This is a genomic window from Microbacterium sp. R1 (assembly GCF_015159725.1).
Taxonomy (GTDB): Bacteria; Actinomycetota; Actinomycetes; order Actinomycetales; family Microbacteriaceae; genus Microbacterium; species Microbacterium oxydans.
Genome location: NZ_JADDUD010000005.1, coordinates 229,477 through 246,605 on the forward strand (window position 1 = coordinate 229,477; position 17,129 = coordinate 246,605).

General features: G+C 68.8%; 15 protein-coding genes and 1 riboswitch. Of the genes, 12 read left to right on the plus strand and 3 right to left on the minus strand.

Going from position 1 to position 17,129, the window contains the following annotated elements:
* Positions 1 to 108 precede the first annotated feature (108 nt).
* Positions 109 to 816 (plus strand): IclR family transcriptional regulator, encoded by a 708-nt coding sequence (locus ILP86_RS17965; RefSeq protein WP_193762585.1) that lies wholly within the window; start codon positions 109 to 111, stop codon positions 814 to 816.
* Positions 817 to 930: 114 nt separating this feature from the next.
* Here the strand turns inward: ILP86_RS17965 and ILP86_RS17970 are convergent, their stop codons facing one another.
* A complete protein-coding gene (locus tag ILP86_RS17970; RefSeq protein WP_193762586.1) occupies positions 931 to 2,310 on the minus strand; it encodes an MFS transporter in 1,380 nt (459 codons plus the stop codon).
* A 150-nt stretch (positions 2,311 to 2,460) separates the two neighbouring features.
* Between ILP86_RS17970 and ILP86_RS17975 the strand changes: the two genes are divergently transcribed.
* The 9 genes from ILP86_RS17975 to ILP86_RS18015 all read left to right on the plus strand — a co-directional run bounded on the left by ILP86_RS17975 (position 2,461) and on the right by ILP86_RS18015 (position 11,664).
* Positions 2,461 to 3,930, plus strand: a complete 1,470-nt coding sequence (locus ILP86_RS17975) for a fumarylacetoacetate hydrolase family protein (RefSeq protein ID WP_193762587.1) — start codon at positions 2,461 to 2,463, stop codon at positions 3,928 to 3,930.
* Positions 3,927 to 4,640: a GntR family transcriptional regulator gene (locus ILP86_RS17980; RefSeq protein ID WP_193762588.1), complete on the plus strand. Its 714-nt coding sequence runs from the start codon at positions 3,927 to 3,929 to the stop codon at positions 4,638 to 4,640. Before ILP86_RS17975 ends, ILP86_RS17980 begins: the two co-directional genes overlap by 4 nt.
* The gene (gene hpaE / locus ILP86_RS17985; protein ID WP_046748846.1) at positions 4,637 to 6,136 is read left to right on the plus strand and encodes a 5-carboxymethyl-2-hydroxymuconate semialdehyde dehydrogenase; all 1,500 of its coding nucleotides are present in this window, start codon (positions 4,637 to 4,639) and stop codon (positions 6,134 to 6,136) included. The genes ILP86_RS17980 and hpaE overlap by 4 nt, the downstream gene beginning before the upstream one ends.
* Positions 6,137 to 6,228: 92 nt before the next feature.
* Complete coding sequence (gene hpaD, locus ILP86_RS17990; RefSeq protein ID WP_046748845.1) at positions 6,229 to 7,392, plus strand: 3,4-dihydroxyphenylacetate 2,3-dioxygenase; 1,164 nt, start codon at positions 6,229 to 6,231, stop codon at positions 7,390 to 7,392.
* Between the two features lie 9 nt (positions 7,393 to 7,401).
* Positions 7,402 to 8,187: a 2-keto-4-pentenoate hydratase gene (locus ILP86_RS17995; RefSeq protein WP_193762589.1), complete on the plus strand. Its 786-nt coding sequence runs from the start codon at positions 7,402 to 7,404 to the stop codon at positions 8,185 to 8,187.
* Positions 8,172 to 8,972, plus strand: coding sequence for an HpcH/HpaI aldolase/citrate lyase family protein (locus ILP86_RS18000; RefSeq protein WP_046748843.1), 801 nt, complete (start codon positions 8,172 to 8,174; stop codon positions 8,970 to 8,972). Before ILP86_RS17995 ends, ILP86_RS18000 begins: the two co-directional genes overlap by 16 nt.
* A 113-nt stretch (positions 8,973 to 9,085) precedes the next feature.
* Positions 9,086 to 10,315 carry an MFS transporter gene (locus ILP86_RS18005; RefSeq protein ID WP_052748791.1) on the plus strand — a complete coding sequence of 410 codons (1,230 nt, stop codon included), beginning with the start codon at positions 9,086 to 9,088 and terminating at the stop codon, positions 10,313 to 10,315.
* 38 nt (positions 10,316 to 10,353) lie between these two features.
* Positions 10,354 to 11,076, plus strand: a complete 723-nt coding sequence (locus tag ILP86_RS18010) for a DUF6882 domain-containing protein (RefSeq protein ID WP_046748842.1) — start codon at positions 10,354 to 10,356, stop codon at positions 11,074 to 11,076.
* Positions 11,077 to 11,106: 30 nt separating this feature from the next.
* Positions 11,107 to 11,664, plus strand: coding sequence for a hypothetical protein (locus ILP86_RS18015; protein ID WP_193762590.1), 558 nt, complete (start codon positions 11,107 to 11,109; stop codon positions 11,662 to 11,664).
* A gap of 77 nt (positions 11,665 to 11,741) precedes the next feature.
* Here the strand turns inward: ILP86_RS18015 and ILP86_RS18020 are convergent, their stop codons facing one another.
* A complete protein-coding gene (locus tag ILP86_RS18020) occupies positions 11,742 to 12,620 on the minus strand; it encodes a bifunctional methylenetetrahydrofolate dehydrogenase/methenyltetrahydrofolate cyclohydrolase (protein ID WP_193762591.1) in 879 nt (292 codons plus the stop codon).
* A gap of 168 nt (positions 12,621 to 12,788) precedes the next feature.
* On the minus strand, positions 12,789 to 14,063 hold the full coding sequence (gene glyA, locus ILP86_RS18025) for a serine hydroxymethyltransferase (protein ID WP_046748839.1): 1,275 nt from the start codon (positions 14,061 to 14,063) through the stop codon (positions 12,789 to 12,791).
* A gap of 38 nt (positions 14,064 to 14,101) precedes the next feature.
* Positions 14,102 to 14,186: riboswitch (ZMP/ZTP riboswitch) on the minus strand.
* A gap of 108 nt (positions 14,187 to 14,294) precedes the next feature.
* On the opposite strand from glyA, the gene ILP86_RS18030 reads away from it, so the two are divergent.
* Positions 14,295 to 15,806: a family 20 glycosylhydrolase gene (locus ILP86_RS18030; protein ID WP_082682681.1), complete on the plus strand. Its 1,512-nt coding sequence runs from the start codon at positions 14,295 to 14,297 to the stop codon at positions 15,804 to 15,806.
* On the plus strand, positions 15,803 to 16,975 hold the full coding sequence (nagA, locus tag ILP86_RS18035; RefSeq protein WP_193762592.1) for an N-acetylglucosamine-6-phosphate deacetylase: 1,173 nt from the start codon (positions 15,803 to 15,805) through the stop codon (positions 16,973 to 16,975). Before ILP86_RS18030 ends, nagA begins: the two co-directional genes overlap by 4 nt.
* The last annotated feature ends 154 nt before the right edge of the window (positions 16,976 to 17,129 follow it).

Consider the following 17,129-nt stretch of genomic DNA (forward strand, 5'->3'; position numbering starts at 1 on the left):
GTGAGGAGCTCTTGCGCGAAGAACTGGTGTATTCTATATTCGAACAGAGAGTTCTACTATTGAACACAGCCTAAACCGCGCCATCCGTCATCGCAAGGGAGTGCCCCCATGCCCGGCAGCACCACCTCTCCCGCTTCGCAGACTCTGAGCCGCGGCATCCGGATCCTCGAGGTGCTGGCCGATGCCCGCACGCCCCTGACGATCGACGAGCTCGCGTCCCGCCTCGGCGTGCACCGCTCGATCGCCTATCGACTGCTGCGCACGCTGGAGGATCACGGGCTGGTCACGCGCGATGCCGCAGGGGCCGTGAGCCTCGGCGCCCGGATGGCCGCACTCGCCGCCGGCGTCGCGCACGACCTCCAGGCCGAGGCACTCCCCGAGCTCACGGCCATCGCCAACGAGCTCGGCATGACCTGCTTCCTCGGCGTGCTGGACGGCGAGGAGTGCATCACCCTCGCGAGCGTCGAGCCCCGACATGCCGTCGCAAGCGTCGCCCAGCGCCCTGGCGCCCGTCACCCGGTCACGGTCGGCGCACCCGGCAAGGCCATCCTGTCGCTGCTCCCCGAGGATGAATGGCCGGACGTCGTGCCGCCGACCCTCGCCGGCGATGTGGAGTCGACCCGCATCCGCGGCTATGCGACGAGCCACGACGAGGTCATCCCCACGGTGCAGGCCGTCGCCGTCCCCCTCGCCCTGCGCGGACAGCGCCCCGCCGCGATCGCCGTGGTGCACGTGTCCACAGACCTCGACGACGCCGAGATCGCCGCACGGCTCCAGCGTGCAGCATCGGACATCCGCGACGCTCTCGACGGCTGACGTCCGGCTCCGCCGAGACCGCGCGCAGACGAACACTCCCGCCGCGCTTCCGGTCGGTCGCCGTAGGGCAGATGACAGGGAGCGCGACGGGAGCAGGTCGACGAGCGGCGCGGCTCAGGCCTTCGCGAGTCCGTAGATCGGGCTGACGGACTGCTCCTCCTCGTGATCCGGTCCGAGCGGGATGCCCGAGCGGTCGCGCAGCAGCAGGGTCGCGACGAGGCCCAGCACGGTCATGCCGGCCAGGTACCAGGTGACGGCCCCCGTCGAGCCGGTCGCCTTCACGATGGCCGTCGCGATCGTCGGGGCGAACGCACCGCCGGCGATGGCACCGATCGCGTACGAGATCGAGACGCCCGAGAACCGGATACTCGCAGGGAACAGTTCGGCGTACAGCGCCGCCTGCGGGCCGTAGGTGAATCCGAGTCCGATGGTGAGGATCGCGAGTCCGGCGAACAGCAGCCCGACCTCGCCGGTGTTGACCAGCGGGAACAGCGTGAACACACCCACCAGCTGCAGCACCCAGCCGACGATGTACGTGGTGCGGCGGCCGATGCGGTCGGAGAGCCACCCCGCGAGGAGGGTGGTGAGCAGCCAGGTGACCGCAGACCCGGCGACAGCCCAGAGCACGGGGCCGCGCTCGAGGCCGATGGGACCTGCGGGGTCCGTGGCGTACCCCTGGATGTAGCCACCGGTGGTCATGTAGCCGACCGCGTTGTTGCCGGCGAAGACGAACGCGGCGACGATCACGAGCAGCAGGTGCTTGCGGAACAGCTGCGCGATCGGCATCCTGGCCTTCTCCTTGCGGGCCGCGAGCTCGGTGAACACGGGGCTCTCCTCGACCTTGCGACGCACGTAGTAGCCGACGAGGATCAGCACGACGCTCAGCAGGAACGGCACGCGCCAGCCCCACGCGAGGAACTGGTCGCCGGGGGCGATCACCGTCATGAGCGCCATCACACCGGAGGCGAGCAGGAGGCCGAGGGGCACGCCGATCTGCGGGGACGCTCCGAAGATGCCGCGCTTCTTGCGGGGAGCATGCTCGACGGCCATCAGCACCGCGCCGCCCCACTCGCCGCCCGCCGAGATGCCCTGCACGATGCGCAGCAGCACCAGCAGGATCGGCGCCATCAGCCCGATGGTCTCGTAGGTGGGGAGGATGCCGATGAGGGCGGTGGCCGCACCCATCAGGATCAGCGTCCACATCAGCACGGTCTTGCGCCCGAGCTTGTCGCCGTAGTGGCCGGCGAGGAAGGCGCCGAGGGGGCGGAACAGGAAGCTGACGCCGACCGTCGCGAAACCGATCAGGGCGCTGTTCTCGCCGAGCGGGGCGAAGAAGAGCTGGCCGAAGACGAGACCGACGGCCGTGGCGTAGATGAAGAAGTCGTACCACTCGACAGTGGTTCCGACGACGGTGGCGAACACGACACGACGTCTGTCTGCCGCTGTCGCGATGGTTCCGGTGGGCGTGAACCCAGCCTGTGACTGCCCGCTCATGGGGTGTCTCCTTTGGTTGTGACCGCATTGTCACGGCGCGCGACGGACGTGAATCCGGAGTGCTTGCCGAGGGGTGAACCGATAATATATGATTTCGAATACGACGCACAAGGCGTCGCGCAGGACACTGACAGCGCGAGGAGGCGCCCCGTGACGGAACCCATCGACCGCCCCGGCAAGATCATCGCGATCCACCTGAGCTACGCCTCCCGAGCGGATCAGCGCGGCCGGCGCCCCGCCGCCCCCTCCTACTTCTTCAAGCCGGCCAGCTCCGTCGGCGTCTCCGGCGGCACCGTCGAGCGGCCGGCCGGTACCGAGCTGCTCGCGTTCGAGGGAGAGATCGCGCTCGTGATCGGCTCGGCCGCGCGCCGCGTCTCCCTCGACGACGCCTGGTCCCACGTGGGCTGGGTGACCGCCTCGAACGACCTCGGCCTGTACGACCTGCGCGCCAACGACAAGGGCTCGAACGTCCGCTCCAAAGGCGGCGACGGCTACACCCCGATCGGCCCCGAGCTGATCGATGCCCGCACCGTCGACCCCGCGGCGCTGCGCGTGCGCACCTGGGTCAACGGCGGACTCCGCCAGGACGACACCACGGCAGGACTGATCTTCCCGCTCGCCCAACTCGTCGCCGACCTCTCCCAGCACTTCACGCTCGAACCCGGCGATGTGATCCTCACCGGCACCCCCGCCGGCTCATCCGTCATCGTCCCCGGCGACGTCGTCGAGGTCGAGGTGGACGCACCGGATGCACCGGGAGCCCCGAGCTCGGGACGCCTCGTCACCACCGTGACCCAGGGCGAGACTCCGTTCGACGGACAGATCGGCTCGCTCCCCGCCGTGGACGACCTGCAGCGCACCGAAGCATGGGGCTCGCGGGCGGAAGCAGGACTGCCTCCCGTCGAGAAGGCTCCCGGCCTCTCCCCCGAACTGCGCGCACAGTTGCTGGAGGCGCCGACGGCCGGGCTCTCGGCGCAGCTCCGCAAGCGCGGACACCACTCCTGCTTCATCGACGGGGTCTCGGTCAACATCCCGGGACAGAAGATCGTCGGCACCGCGAAGACGCTGCGCTTCGTCCCGTTCCGCGAAGACCTCTTCGCCTCGCACGGCGGCGGCTACAACGCCCAGAAGCGGGCGTTCGACGCCGTGGAGGACGGCGAGGTCATCGTGATCGAAGCTCGCGGCGATGCCACGACGGGCACGCTCGGCGACATCCTGGCCCTGCGCGCCAAGGTGCGCGGCGCAGCGGGAGTCGTCACCGACGGCGGCGTCCGCGATTACGACGCGGTGGCCGAGATCGGCCTTCCCGTGTTCTCGCAGGGCGCGCACCCGTCGGTGCTCGGTCGCAAGCACGTGCCGTGGGACGTGGACGTCACGATCTCCTGCGGCGGCGCGACCGTGCAGCCCGGCGACATCATCGTCGGCGACAGCGACGGCGTGATCGTGATCCCACCGGCCCTGGCCGCCGAGGTCGCGGCGAGCGCCGTCGCGCAGGAGATCGAAGACGCCTGGATCGCCGAGCAGGTCGCCGCAGGACACCCGGTCGACGGCCTCTTCCCCTTGAACGCCGAGTGGCGGGCACGCTACGAGAAGGCCGTGTCCGACGGGAGCACACGATGACCACGACGGCCGCGAGCAAGTCCGAGGTCGCGTACGAGTGGCTGCGCTCCCGCATCACGGGACACATGTTCAGCCCCGGATACCGGCTGGTGCTGGGATCCATCGCCGACGATCTCCAGATGAGCGTCGTCCCCGTGCGCGAGGCGATCCGCCGTCTCGAGGCCGAAGGGCTCGTGACGTTCGAGCGCAACGTCGGCGCGCGGGTGACCCTCGTGGATGAGAGCGAGTACGCGCACACGATGCAGACGCTCGGCCTCGTCGAGGGCTGCGCCACCGCCCTGTCCGCTCCCCTGCTCGACGACCAGGCCCTCGAGGAGGCCGCCCGGATCAACGATCGGATGGCGCAGATGCTCGACCACCTCGACGCGCACGCCTTCACCGAGCTCAACCGCCAGTTCCATTCGGTGCTGTTCGAGCCGTGCCCCAACCCGCACCTGCTCGATCTCGTGCACCGCGGCTGGTCGCGGCTCTCCGGCATCCGCGAGACGACCTTCGCCTCGATTCCAGGGCGCGCTCAGCACTCGGTCGAGGAGCACACCGAGATCCTCGACCTCATCCGAGCAGGCGCCGATCCGCTCGAGATCGAACTCGCCGCGCGCAACCACCGCTGGCGCACCATGGACGCGTTCCTCGACGCCCTGCACACCCGTTCCGCCCAGACGACCTCAGCTCAGACGACTTCTGCACAGACGACCGGAGAAACCTCATGACCGATTCGCGCATCCCCGCCGACCTCCCCGACCACATCCAGCACTACATCGACGGCGCCTTCGTGGATTCCGTCGACGGCGACACGTTCGACGTGCTCGACCCGGTGACGAACAAGACCTACACGACGGCCGCTGCCGGCAAGAAGGCCGACATCGAGCTCGCGGTGGCCGCAGCCAAGCGCGCCTTCGACGAAGGTCCCTGGCCGCGCATGCTGCCGCGCGAGCGCTCCCGGGTGCTGCACAAGATCGCCGACATCGTGGAGTCGCGCGACGCCCGGCTCGCCGAGCTGGAGTCGTACGACTCCGGCCTGCCGATCACGCAGGCGTTGGGGCAGGCCCGCCGCGCCGCCGAGAACTTCCGCTTCTTCGCCGACCTGATCGTCGCGCAGTCCGACGACGCCTTCAAGGTGCCGGGCAAGCAGATGAACTACGTCAACCGCAAGCCCATCGGCGTGGCCGGACTCATCACACCCTGGAACACGCCGTTCATGCTCGAGTCCTGGAAGCTCGGTCCCGCCCTCGCCACCGGCAACACGGTCGTGCTGAAGCCGGCCGAGTTCACGCCGCTGTCGGCATCCCTGTGGGCGGGCATCTTCGAGGAGGCCGGCCTCCCCCAGGGTGTGTTCAACCTCGTGAACGGCCTCGGCGAAGACGCGGGCGACGCCCTGGTGAAGCACCCCGACGTGCCGCTCATCTCGTTCACCGGCGAGAGCCGTACGGGACAGATCATCTTCGGCAACGCGGCACCCTTCCTCAAGGGGCTCTCGATGGAGCTCGGTGGCAAGTCGCCCGCCGTGGTCTTCGCCGATGCCGACCTGGAGGCCGCCGTCGACGCGACCATCTTCGGAGTCTTCTCCCTGAACGGCGAGCGCTGCACGGCAGGTTCGCGCATCCTCGTCGAGCGGTCGATCTACGAGGAGTTCGTGGAGCGCTACGCGGCGCAGGCGAAGCGCGTCAAGGTCGGCTACCCGCACGACCCCGCCACGGAGGTCGGAGCGCTGGTTCACCCCGAGCACTACGACAAGGTGATGAGCTACGTCGAGATCGGCAAGGGCGAGGGCCGCCTGGTCGCCGGCGGTGGCCGTCCGGAGGGCTTCGAGGAAGGGAACTTCGTCGCACCGACCGTGTTCGCCGATGTCTCCCCCGATGCCCGCATCTTCCAGGAGGAGATCTTCGGTCCAGTCGTCGCGATCACGCCCTTCGACTCCGACGCCGAGGCGCTGTCGCTCGCGAACAACACGAAGTACGGTCTGGCCGCCTACATCTGGACCAACGACCTCAAGCGTGCGCACAACTTCGCGCAGTCGGTCGAGGCCGGCATGGTGTGGCTGAACAGCAACAACGTGCGGGACCTCCGCACCCCGTTCGGCGGTGTGAAGGCATCGGGCCTCGGCCACGAGGGCGGCTATCGCTCCATCGACTTCTACACCGACCAGCAGAGCGTGCACATCACGCTCGCTGAGCACTCGCACAACCCGACCTTCGGCAAGAACTGACCACAACCCCTCCGCTCCGGTCGCGATATGACAGGCTTCTCGCCCGAATCCCCTGGAATATCGCGACCGGAACCGTAAGCAAGGACGCTGACATGACACACCGCGACGACATGACCCTGACCTCCTCGGGCTTCTACGTCTCCCAGGAGGCGCCGATCCGCTCGGACAACCCCATCGCGACGCCGCAGAGCTCGCCTCCGGACATCCTGCGCTGCGCCTACATGGAGCTCGTGGTCACCGACCTCGCCGCGTCGCGCCAGTTCTACGTCGACGTCCTGGGTCTGTACGTGACCGCGGAGGACGACGAGGCGATCTACCTGCGCTCGACCGAGGAGTTCATCCACCACAACCTCGTCTTGCGAAAGGGCCCGATCGCCGCCGTCGCCGCGTTCTCGTACCGCGTCCGCACGCCGGAGGACCTCGACCGCGCCGTCGAGTTCTACACCGAGCTGGGCTGCGACGTGCGCCGCAAGGAGGGCGGCTTCGTGAAGGGCATCGGAGACTCGGTGCGTGTGGTCGACCCCCTCGGCTTCCCGTACGAGTTCTTCTACGCCACCGAGCACGTCGAGCGGATGTCGTGGCGGTACGACCTGCACATCCCCGGCGAGCTGGTGCGGCTCGACCACTTCAACCAGGTCACCCCCGATGTGCCGCGCGCCGTCGGCTTCATGCAGGACCTCGGCTTCCGCGTCACGGAGGACATCCAGGACGAGGAGGGCACGGTCTACGCCGCCTGGATGCGCCGCAAGCCCACCGTGCACGACACGGCCATGACCGGCGGCGACGGACCCCGCATGCACCACGTGTGCTTCGCGACGCACGAGAAGCACAACATCCTCGCGATCTGCGACAAGCTCGGAGCTCTGCGCCGTTCCGACTCGATCGAGCGCGGTCCCGGCCGTCACGGCGTGAGCAACGCGTTCTACCTCTACCTGCGCGACCCCGACGGGCACCGCGTCGAGGTGTACACGCAGGACTACTACACCGGCGACCCCGACAACCCGGTCATCACCTGGGACGTGCACGACAACCAGCGCCGCGACTGGTGGGGCAACCCCGTCGTCCCGTCCTGGTACACGGATGCGTCTCTGGTGCTCGACCTCGACGGCAACCCGCAGCCCGTGGTCGCCCGCACCGACTCCAGCGAGATGGCAGTGACCATCGGTGCCGACGGCTTCTCCTACACGCGAGCGGAAGACGACAAGGACATGCCCGAGTACAAGCAGGGCGAGTACAAGCTCGGCCACCAGCTCTAGGAGGATCCGATGCTGCCAGAGGAGACGATCGCCGCGATCGCCGCAGAACTCGCCGATGCCGACCGCGCGCACAGCGTGATACCGCGCATCACGGCGCGGTACCCCGAAGCCACGGTCGAGGATTCCTACGCGATCCAGGGCGTCTGGAGGGACTCGCAGATCGCTGCGGGACGTCGACTCGTGGGGCGCAAGATCGGCCTGACCTCCAAGGCCATGCAGCAGGCGACGGGGATCACCGAACCGGACTACGGCGTCATGTTCGACGACACCGTGTACGAGTCCGGCGCCGAGATCCCCGTCGACCACTTCTCGAACGTGCGTATCGAGGTCGAGCTGGCCTTCGTGCTGAAGACGCCGCTCGAGGGGCCGGACTGCACCCTCGAGGACGCTCTCGCGGCGATCGACTACGCGGTGCCGGCGCTCGAGGTGCTGAACTCGCACATCGAGCTCGAGGGCCGGACGATCGTCGACACCATCAGCGACAACGCCGCCTACGGGGCGATGGTGCTCGGCACGGTGCACAGGCGTCCGGACGAGATCGATCTGCGCTGGGTGCCCGGCGTGCTCTCCCGCAACGGAGAGATCGAGGAGACCGGTGTCGCCGCCGGGGTGCTCGGGCATCCGGCCACCGGAGTGGCATGGCTCGCGAACAAGTTCCACCAGCACGGCGCGCGTCTCGAAGCGGGCGAGATCATCCTGGCAGGATCGTTCACGCGCCCGATGTGGGTGTCGCGCGGCGACGAGGTGCTGTGCGATTACGGACCGATGGGAACAATCGCATGCCGCTTCGTCTAGCTCCGTCCTTCCGCGAGCAGTTGGCCGACTCCGACCGATCGCTCGTGGGGATGTGGGTCTGCTCCGGCAGCCCGCTGCTCGCCGAGGTCGCCGCGGGGTCGGGTCTCGACTGGCTGCTGATCGACATGGAGCACTCGGCGAACACGCTGGAGTCCGTGCTGGTGCAGCTTCAGGCGGTCGCCGCCTACCCGATCGCTCCCCTCGTGCGGGTGCCGTCGAATGACACCGTCGCGATCAAGCAGGTCCTCGACCTCGGGGCGCAGAACCTCATCGTCCCGATGGTGTCCTCCGCTGAAGAGGCACGCACCGCCGTCGCCGCGACCCGGTACCCGCCGGAGGGCGTGCGCGGAGTGGGCAGCGCTCTGGCCCGCAGCGCCCGCTGGAATCGCGTCGACCGGTATCTGCAGGAATCCGCGCAACACGTGTCGTTGACGGTGCAGATCGAGACGGCTGCGGGCGTCGAAGCCGCCGCCGACATCGCCGCGGTCGACGGGGTGGACGCGGTGTTCGTCGGTCCCTCCGACCTCTCCGCGTCGATGGGATTGCTCGGCCAGCAGACCCACCCCGAGGTCACGGCCGCTGTCGAGAGGGTCTTCACCGCCGTCAAGGCTGCGGGCAAGGCCGTGGGTGTGAACGCCTTCGACCCCACGGCCGCCGATGCCTATCTCGCGGCCGGCGCCGACTTCGTGGCGGTCGGAGCCGATGTGGCGCTGCTCGCCCGCGCCTCCGAGGCCCTGGCCGCTCGCTTCATCGCCGTGGATGCCGCCGACCGCGCCAGCTACTGACCGTTCGAATCGCGCGAATCGTCGTATCCAGGTCCTGGATGCACCCCTTTGCGCGATTCGAAGGGCTCCAGGCCGTGGCAGGATAGCCCGGTGCACAGAGGCGAGGTCGTGAGGTGATCCGCGGGCTCGCCGCGATGCAGGACCGCAACTTCCGCTGGTTCTTCCTGGCGCGCGCCATCACGATGATCGCCGGCTCGATGTCGTCGATCGCGCTCGCGTTCGCGGTCCTCGAGATCGACAACGACGCCAGGTCGCTGTCGTTCGTGCTCGCCGCCTTCACGATCAGCAACATCGTGTTCGTGCTGTTCGGTGGAGTGATCGCCGACCGTCTCCCCCGTGCGTTGATCATCCAGGCCTGCTACGTGGTCGACATCCTCTCGATCGGCACGATCGCGGCTCTGCTGTTCACCGGCACCGCCACGATCCCCCTGCTCATCGTGCTGTCGATCGTGAACGGCGCCTCCACGGCGTTCGTGCTGCCCGCGATGCAGGGCATCATCCCGCAGCTGACGACGCCGGAGCACCTGCAGCAGGCGAACGCGATGCTGTCCTTCGTGCGGTCCGCCGTGACCATCGGCGGCCCGATCATCGCGGGCGTCCTGGTGGCGACGGCGGGGCCGGCGTGGGCGATGGTGGTGCAGGCCGCCGGCTGGGTGATCGCGATCCCGGTGCTGGCGCTCGTGAAGCTCCCGCCGCCATCGCACGCGGGCGGCACCACGATGTTCCACGACCTGCGCATCGGCTGGCGGGAGTTCTGGAGCCGGTCGTGGCTGTGGACGATCGTGCTGGCGTTCATGATCATGAACGCCATCCATGTGGGCGCGTGGGGCGTCGTCGGTCCGTACATCGCCAAGAACAACGACCTGCTGGGCATCACCGGCTGGGGATGGGTGGTCAGCGCCGAAGGCGTCGGGGTGCTGCTGATGACCCTGCTGCTGATGTGGTTCCCGCTGCGACGACCGCTGCGCTACGGGATGATCGGCATGGCCGCGTTCGCGATCCCCGTCACGATGCTGGGCGTCCACCCCGCCGTGGTCCTGCTCGCCATGGCCGCCTTCATCGCGGGTGCCGGCGCCGAGGTGTTCAGCACCGGCTGGAACCTCGCGATGATGGAGAACATCCCCGGCGAGAAGCTCTCCCGGGTGTCGAGCTACGACATGCTCGGGAGCTTCGTCGTGATGCCGATAGGAACCCTGGTCTACGGCTGGCTGATCACGCACGCGGATCCGGCGACCGTCCTGATCACGTCCGGGGTCGTCTACGCGGGTGTCGCGCTCGTCACGCTCGCGGTGCCGAGCGTGTGGCGGATGGGCAGGCCGCAATCCGCGACGCTCCCCGTATGAGCGAGCGGATTCATAGCATCGACCGCGAGACTGTGGGCATGACCTTCGCCGCGCTCCAGCCCCTCGCCGATCGTGCCGCTCTCTTCGTCGCACTCCGTCAGGACGCCCTCTCCGCCGCTGCCGACGCCCTCGGCGAGCACCGCTGGGACGCCGACCTGGCCGCCGGCACGATCACCTTCACGTCCGACGCGGATCCGTCTCGCCAGCTGGTCGCCCGCGCCCACCTGATCGCGACGATCGCGCCGGGCCCCCGCTCTCTCCTCTGGGCCTGGGCGCATCCGAGCGGCGACCCGCAGGGCGTCGCGGGTCAGCTGCACGCCTATGGCAGCGAGCACGGGATCACAGAACTGACGACGGCGGAGGTGCCGTTCCCCGACGGCGTGTCCGGCGACGACGCGTGGATCGCTCAGGCTGCGCACACGATCGGCGGTGTCGCCGTCGAGCTCACTGGCCGCTCCCCGTACTACTCCGCCCCGGTCGGCAACGGAACCCGCGCCGTGTTCCTCCTCGATGCCCCGCTCGCACCGCTCACGGTCGCGGATGCGGTCATCGCACTGCCCCGTGTCCTCTCCGCCACGGCACTCCCCGACGCGCGCACGGCGGTCTGGGACCTCGCGCGTCTCGCGGGGTGGACCCTCACCTGGACGGACGAGGCGTTCTCCGGGGCGACGGTGTCGGATGCCACGGGAACCGCGAGCTTCCGCTTCGACGAGCAGGCCCGCATCAGCGGGATCGAGAGCACCCTGCAGACCCAGGGGTGATCGCCTCCTGAGGTGTGGGATTCTGGTCGCATGAAGAACGGAATCGTCCGGTTCGCCGCACTCTACGTGTTCAACGTCGCGGCCCTGTTGCTGATCGGTCTGCTGCTGCCGGGCGTCTCCGTCGGCCTCAACGCCCTGTGGGCATCGGTCGTCCTGACTCTCGCCGCCCTGTTCGTGAAGCCCCTGCTCGCCGGGGCCTTCCGCAGATCGGCGGCGAAATCGGCGGCCGAGCGCACGAAGACCGGCGAGAAGATCGTGCAGTACGTGCTGGTGTACCTCGTCGAACTCATCATCTGGGTGCTCACGGTCTGGCTGAGCGGTGTGCGCGCTTCCGGGTTCTGGGCATTCGTGCTGCCGCCCCTGGCGCTGCTGTTCGGGTGGATGATCTACGACCAGATCGACGATCGCCTGCGGGCGAAGGCCGGCGAGATCTACGACTCGGTGCAGGCGAAGATGAAGGGCGGGACGAAGACCGCGCCCTCCGCCGCCGCGCCCGTCCCCGAGACCCCCGAGACCCGAGCCGCACGTGACGAGCTCGGAGACGGTCTGACGGCCGAGCAGCGTCGGATGCTCGACGAGCTGGGCTGATTCGACCCCGCTCCGCGAAGACGAGAAGGCGCCCATCCTCCAGGATGGGCGCCTTCTCGTCTCGAGGTCGGTCGTCGTCAGAGCGACCGCTCCGCGGCCTCCACGACGTTCGTCATGAGCAGGGCGACCGTCATGGGGCCGACGCCGCCCGGGTTCGGGGAGATGTACCCCGCGACCTCGGCCACATCCGGTGCGACGTCGCCGAACACGAGGCTCTTGCCGGTGTCGGGGTCGGTCTCGCGCGTCACGCCCACGTCGAGCACGGCAGCTCCGGGCTTGACGTCTTCCGCGCGGATCAGGTGCTTCACCCCGGCGGCGGCGACGATCACGTCGGCTTCACGCAGGTACTTCGGCATGTCGACGGTGCCGGTGTGGGTGAGTGTGACGGTGGCGTTGAGGTCGCGTCGGGTCAGCAGCAGGCCGATGGAGCGACCGATGGTCACCCCGCGTCCGACCACCACGACGTGCTTGCCCTTGAGGTCGTAGTCGTTGCGCAGCAGCAGCTCGATCACACCGCGCGGCGTGCACGGCAGCGGGGTGTGGATCGGGCTGTTGACGTTCAGCACCAGCCGACCGAGGTTGGTCGGGTGCAGGCCGTCCGCGTCCTTCGCCGGGTCGATCCGCTCGAGGATCGCGTCCGTGTCGATGTGCTTCGGCAGGGGCAGCTGCACGATGTAGCCGTGGCAGGCGGGGTCGGCGTTGAGCTCGTCGATCAGGGCCTCGACGTCGGCCTGCGTCGCATCGGCGGGCAGTTCACGCTGGATCGAGTTCATGCCGATCGCCTCGGACTGCCGGTGCTTCATGCCCACGTACAGCTGCGACGCCGGATCGGCACCCACGAGCACCGTCGCGATTCCCGGCGTGATCCCCTTGCTCTTCAGCTCGGCGACACGCTCGGTGAGCTCGGCACGGATCACCGCAGAGGCCGCCTTCCCATCGAGGATCTTCGCGGTCATGTCTTCTTCCTTCTTTCCCTGTCGTGTCCTGTTCCTGCTCACCTTGCCCCCTCGCCCCACTCGGCCCGTCGAGTGCACCGGTACTCGGCGAGTGCACGGCCGGTTCGCGTGAACGAGCCGTGCACTCGGCGATATCGCGTGCACTCGCGGAGCGAGGAGCGAGAGGTGCTACTGCTGCAGGTCGGGGTAGAGCGGGAAAGCGGCGGCGAGGGCGTCTACGCGCGCGCGGAGGGCCTCGATATCGGCACCGGGGAGCAGCGCGAGCGCGATGATGTCGGCCACCTCTGTGAACTCGGCATCACCGAAGCCGCGGGTCGCGAGCGCGGGCGTACCGATGCGCAGACCCGAGGTCACCATCGGCGGACGCGGGTCGTTCGGCACGGCGTTGCGGTTCACCGTGATGTGGATGTCGTGCAGGAGGTCCTCGGCCTGCTTGCCGTCGATCTCGGCGTCGCGCAGGTCGACGAGCACGAGGTGCACGTCGGTTCCGCCTGAGCGCACGGCGATGCCGGCGTCCTGAACGTCCTGCTGCGACAGACGCTCGGCGATGAGCTTCGCACCGCGGAGCACGCGCTCCTGGCGCTCCTTGAACTCCGGCGTGCCTGCGAGCTTGAAGGCGGTCGCCTTCGCGGCGATCACGTGCATGAGCGGCCCGCCCTGCTGGCCAGGGAACACCGCGGTGTTGATCTTCTTGGCGAGCTCGGCGTCGTTGGTGAGGATGAAGCCGGAGCGCGGTCCGCCGATGGTCTTGTGCACGGTCGAGGAGACCACGTGCGCGTGAGGAACCGGGTTCGGGTGCAGACCTGCGGCGACGAGGCCGGCGAAGTGCGCCATGTCGACCCAGAGCAGCGCCCCGACCTCGTCGGCGATCGCACGGAACGCCGCGAAGTCCATCGTGCGCGGGTAGGCGGACCAGCCGGCGATGATCACCTTGGGCTTGTGCTCGATCGCGAGACGACGCACCTCGTCCATGTCGATCGTCGAGGTCTCAGGGTCGACCCCGTAGGCGACGATGTCGTAGAGACGACCGGAGAAGTTGATCTTCATGCCGTGCGTGAGGTGGCCGCCCTGGTCGAGCGACAGGCCGAGCAGGGTGTCGCCGGGGCGGGCGATCGCGTGCAGCACAGCGGCGTTCGCGGATGCACCTGAGTGCGGCTGGACGTTCGCGAACTCCGCGCCGAACAGGCTCTTGGCGCGGGAGATGGCGAGCTCCTCAGCCACGTCGACCTCTTCGCAGCCGCCGTAATAGCGACGACCGGGGTAGCCCTCTGCGTACTTGTTGGTGAGCACGGAGCCCTGCGACTGCAGCACCGAGACGGGCACGAAGTTCTCCGATGCGATCATCTCGAGGAAGGTCTGCTGACGCTTCAGCTCGCGGTCGAGCACCTGGGCGATCTCGGGATCGACCTCGGAGAGCGGGGCGTTGAAGTAACGGTCGGTCATGACGTGCTCCTTTTGACGACGGATTCGAAAGGGGTGTTCCTATCGGCCCAGGCGCGCGGTCGAATTCCGTGGTCAGTCGCTCCCCGGTGGTAGTCCACCCAGACGCCAGTCGCGACGGTTACGAGCATAGCCGATCAGAGCCGGCGCGCACGTTGCTGATCCGGCCATCGTCGCAGAATCGATTCGATCTCGACCATTCCCCTCGACGACACCGACGGGTAGGTTTTGTTCATGGTCCTTCCTCATCCTCTCCCTCTGGTCCCCGCACCCGTTTCGGCCGTCCCGCGCGAAGGACGGATGCCGATCACCGCGACGACGCGTGTTCTCGGCTCCTCCCCTGCTGCCGACCAGCTGATCGAGGCGGTCGAGCGTCGCAGCGGTATCCGCCTGTCGCTCGCGGACGAGGCGCCCGCCGACATCGAGCTGCTGATCGATGCGACCTCTTCCGCACCCGAGGGGTACACACTCGAGGTCGGCGAGCGGGCTGTCGTCGTGGGTGCCGACGAGGCGGGACTGTTCTACGGCGTGCAGACACTGCTGCAGCTGCTGCGCCAGGACGAGTCCGGCTGGGGCCTGCTCGGCGCGGACGTCGCGGATTCCCCCCGCTTCCCGCGGCGCGGAGTCATGCTCGACGTGGCGCGTCACTTCTTCGGCGTCGACGACGTCAAGCGGTTCATCGACAGCACCAGCGCCCTCAAGTTCAACCACCTGCACCTGCACCTCAGCGACGACCAGGGGTGGCGCGTGCACATCGACTCCTGGCCCCTGCTGACCGAGCGGGCATCCCTCACCTCGGCGGACGGCGACCCCGGCGGCTTCTACACGAAGGACGACTACCGCGAGATCGTGGGATACGCCGCTTCACGTCACATGATCGTCATCCCCGAGATCGACCTTCCCGGCCACACCCACGCGATCGGCGTCGCCTACCCCGAGCTCGTCGAGGCACCCGTGCTGAACGACAACCTGATCGCGGAGTCGGAGCGGCTCGGCCAGCCCCTCCCCGTCGCCGGTGAGACCTACCTGGGGTGGGGGGTCGGCCACTCCAGCGTCCGCATCCACGATGAGCGCACCTACGACTTCGTGCGCGACGTCGTGCGTGAGCTCGCCGAGATGACCCCTGGCCCCTACATCCACATCGGCGGCGACGAGTCCCTCGGAACACCTCAAGCCGACTTCGATCTCTTCGCGGAGCGCGCGACCGCGATCGTCGTGGAAGCCGGCAGGATCCCGGTGGCCTGGCACGAGATGGGCTCGGCGGCGCACATCGCCGAGGGCACGGTCGGACAGTACTGGGGGAAGACCACCCCCGAGGGCACACACGCCGAGGAGGCCGCCCACTTCGTCGAGCGCGGCGGCGCCCTGATCATGTCGGCGGCGGACGTCACGTATCTCGACATGAAGTACACCGAGGACTTCCCGCTGGGCCTCACCTGGGCAGCGATCATCGATGTGCGCTCCGCCTACGAGTGGGAACCCACCGACGTCCTCGACGTGCCGGACAGCGCGATCCTCGGCATCGAGGCTCCACTGTGGTCGGAGACCACCCGCACGCTCGACGAGGTCGAACAGCTGGTCTTTCCTCGCGCAGCCGCGCAGGCCGAGGTCGCCTGGTCGCCGAGAGAGGCACCGGAACGCGCGTGGGAGTCGTTCCGCGTGCGCGTCGGGTCGCTCGCCCCGTTGTGGAAGGCTGAGGGGGTCGACTTCCACCCCGCAGACGAGATCCCCTGGAGCGCACGTTGAGCACCCACTCCTCCGCGACCGGTTCGCTGGTCATCCACTCCGCACGGATCGTCGACCACGGCGACATCGTCGAGGACGGCTGGGTCCGTATCGACGACGGCATCGTGACCGAGCGCGGGACCGGTCCGGGGTGGGCGTCCGCGGATGAGGTCGTCGACGCGACGGCCGTCGCCGGTGCCGGTGCTCTGCTCACCCCGGGATTCGTCGACATCCACGGCCACGGCGGCGCCGGCGCGGCGTTCGACGACGGGGCGGAGGCGATCCGCATCGGCCGCGATCTGCACCGGGAGCACGGTACGACCCGCGCCGTCGTGTCGCTGGTCACGGCGTCGCTGGATTCGCTCGCCCGCAGCGTCGGGCTGATCGCCGACCTGACCGAGACGGATGCCGACATCCTGGGCTCGCACCTCGAGGGTCCGTTCCTCGACCCCGGTCACCACGGTGCGCACGAACCGTCACTGCTGCGCCATCCGACGACCGCCGACGTCGCGCGACTGCTGGACGCCGGACGTGGCACCATCCGCCAGGTCACGATCGCTCCCGAACTTCCAGGCGGGCTCGACGCGATCAGGCAGATCGTCGCAGCCGGTTCGGCGGCTGCGGTCGGGCACACCGACGCGGACGCGAGCATGGCGGTCGCGGCGTTCGAGGCCGGCGCTTCCATCCTCACGCACGCGTTCAACGCGATGCCGGGCATCCATCACCGTGCCCCCGGACCTGTGCTCGCCGCGGCGGCAGACCACCGTGTGGTCCTCGAGGCGATCGCCGACAACGTCCACCTCGACCCGCACGTCATCAAGCTGGTGTTCGACTCCGCGCCGGGACGAGTGGCGCTGATCACGGACGCGATGGCGGCCGCAGGAAGCGCCGACGGCCACTACGACCTCGGCGCGGTGAGCGTGACGGTCGAGAACGGAGTCGCGAGAGCCGATGACACCGGGTCGATCGCCGGCTCCACGCTGACGCAGGATGTGGCTCTGCAGCGCGCCGTGCAGGCAGGGGCGAGCCTGGCGGAAGCCGTCCGGGCTCTCACCGAGACCCCGGCGCGTGCGATCGGGCGCGACGCCTTCCTGGGAAGACTCAGTCCCGGGATGCTCGGCGACGCCGTGCTGCTGGATGCGGAACTGCGCGTCGCGCGCGTGTGGTCAGGACCACGGCTTCTCGTCTGAGACGGCGCCGCGCGCGACGCGCAGCTCTGCGCTCTCCGGTCATGCATTGGTGGGGTGGGAGGCCGCCGTTCCCCAGATCGGCGGCCTCGTTCCCCCTCGTGAGACGGGCGGCCGGGTTCTCCTCCCCCGAGGATCCCGACCCGCCCGACCGGCG

Bases quoted from the DNA above. Each gene is read 5' to 3' on its own strand.
- ILP86_RS18010 (WP_046748842.1), top strand. From the start codon at position 10,354: ATGACCTTCGCCGCGCTCCAGCCCCTCGCCGATCGTGCCGCTCTCTTC.
- glyA (WP_046748839.1), bottom strand. From the start codon at position 14,063: ATGACCGACCGTTACTTCAACGCCCCGCTCTCCGAGGTCGATCCCGAG.
- ILP86_RS17970 (WP_193762586.1), bottom strand. From the start codon at position 2,310: ATGAGCGGGCAGTCACAGGCTGGGTTCACGCCCACCGGAACCATCGCG.
- ILP86_RS17995 (WP_193762589.1), top strand. From the start codon at position 7,402: ATGCTGCCAGAGGAGACGATCGCCGCGATCGCCGCAGAACTCGCCGAT.
- ILP86_RS17980 (WP_193762588.1), top strand. From the start codon at position 3,927: ATGACCACGACGGCCGCGAGCAAGTCCGAGGTCGCGTACGAGTGGCTG.
- ILP86_RS18030 (WP_082682681.1), top strand. From the start codon at position 14,295: ATGGTCCTTCCTCATCCTCTCCCTCTGGTCCCCGCACCCGTTTCGGCC.
- ILP86_RS18015 (WP_193762590.1), top strand. From the start codon at position 11,107: ATGAAGAACGGAATCGTCCGGTTCGCCGCACTCTACGTGTTCAACGTC.
- ILP86_RS17965 (WP_193762585.1), top strand. From the start codon at position 109: ATGCCCGGCAGCACCACCTCTCCCGCTTCGCAGACTCTGAGCCGCGGC.
- ILP86_RS18000 (WP_046748843.1), top strand. From the start codon at position 8,172: ATGCCGCTTCGTCTAGCTCCGTCCTTCCGCGAGCAGTTGGCCGACTCC.
- ILP86_RS18020 (WP_193762591.1), bottom strand. From the start codon at position 12,620: ATGACCGCGAAGATCCTCGATGGGAAGGCGGCCTCTGCGGTGATCCGT.
- hpaE (WP_046748846.1), top strand. From the start codon at position 4,637: ATGACCGATTCGCGCATCCCCGCCGACCTCCCCGACCACATCCAGCAC.
- hpaD (WP_046748845.1), top strand. From the start codon at position 6,229: ATGACACACCGCGACGACATGACCCTGACCTCCTCGGGCTTCTACGTC.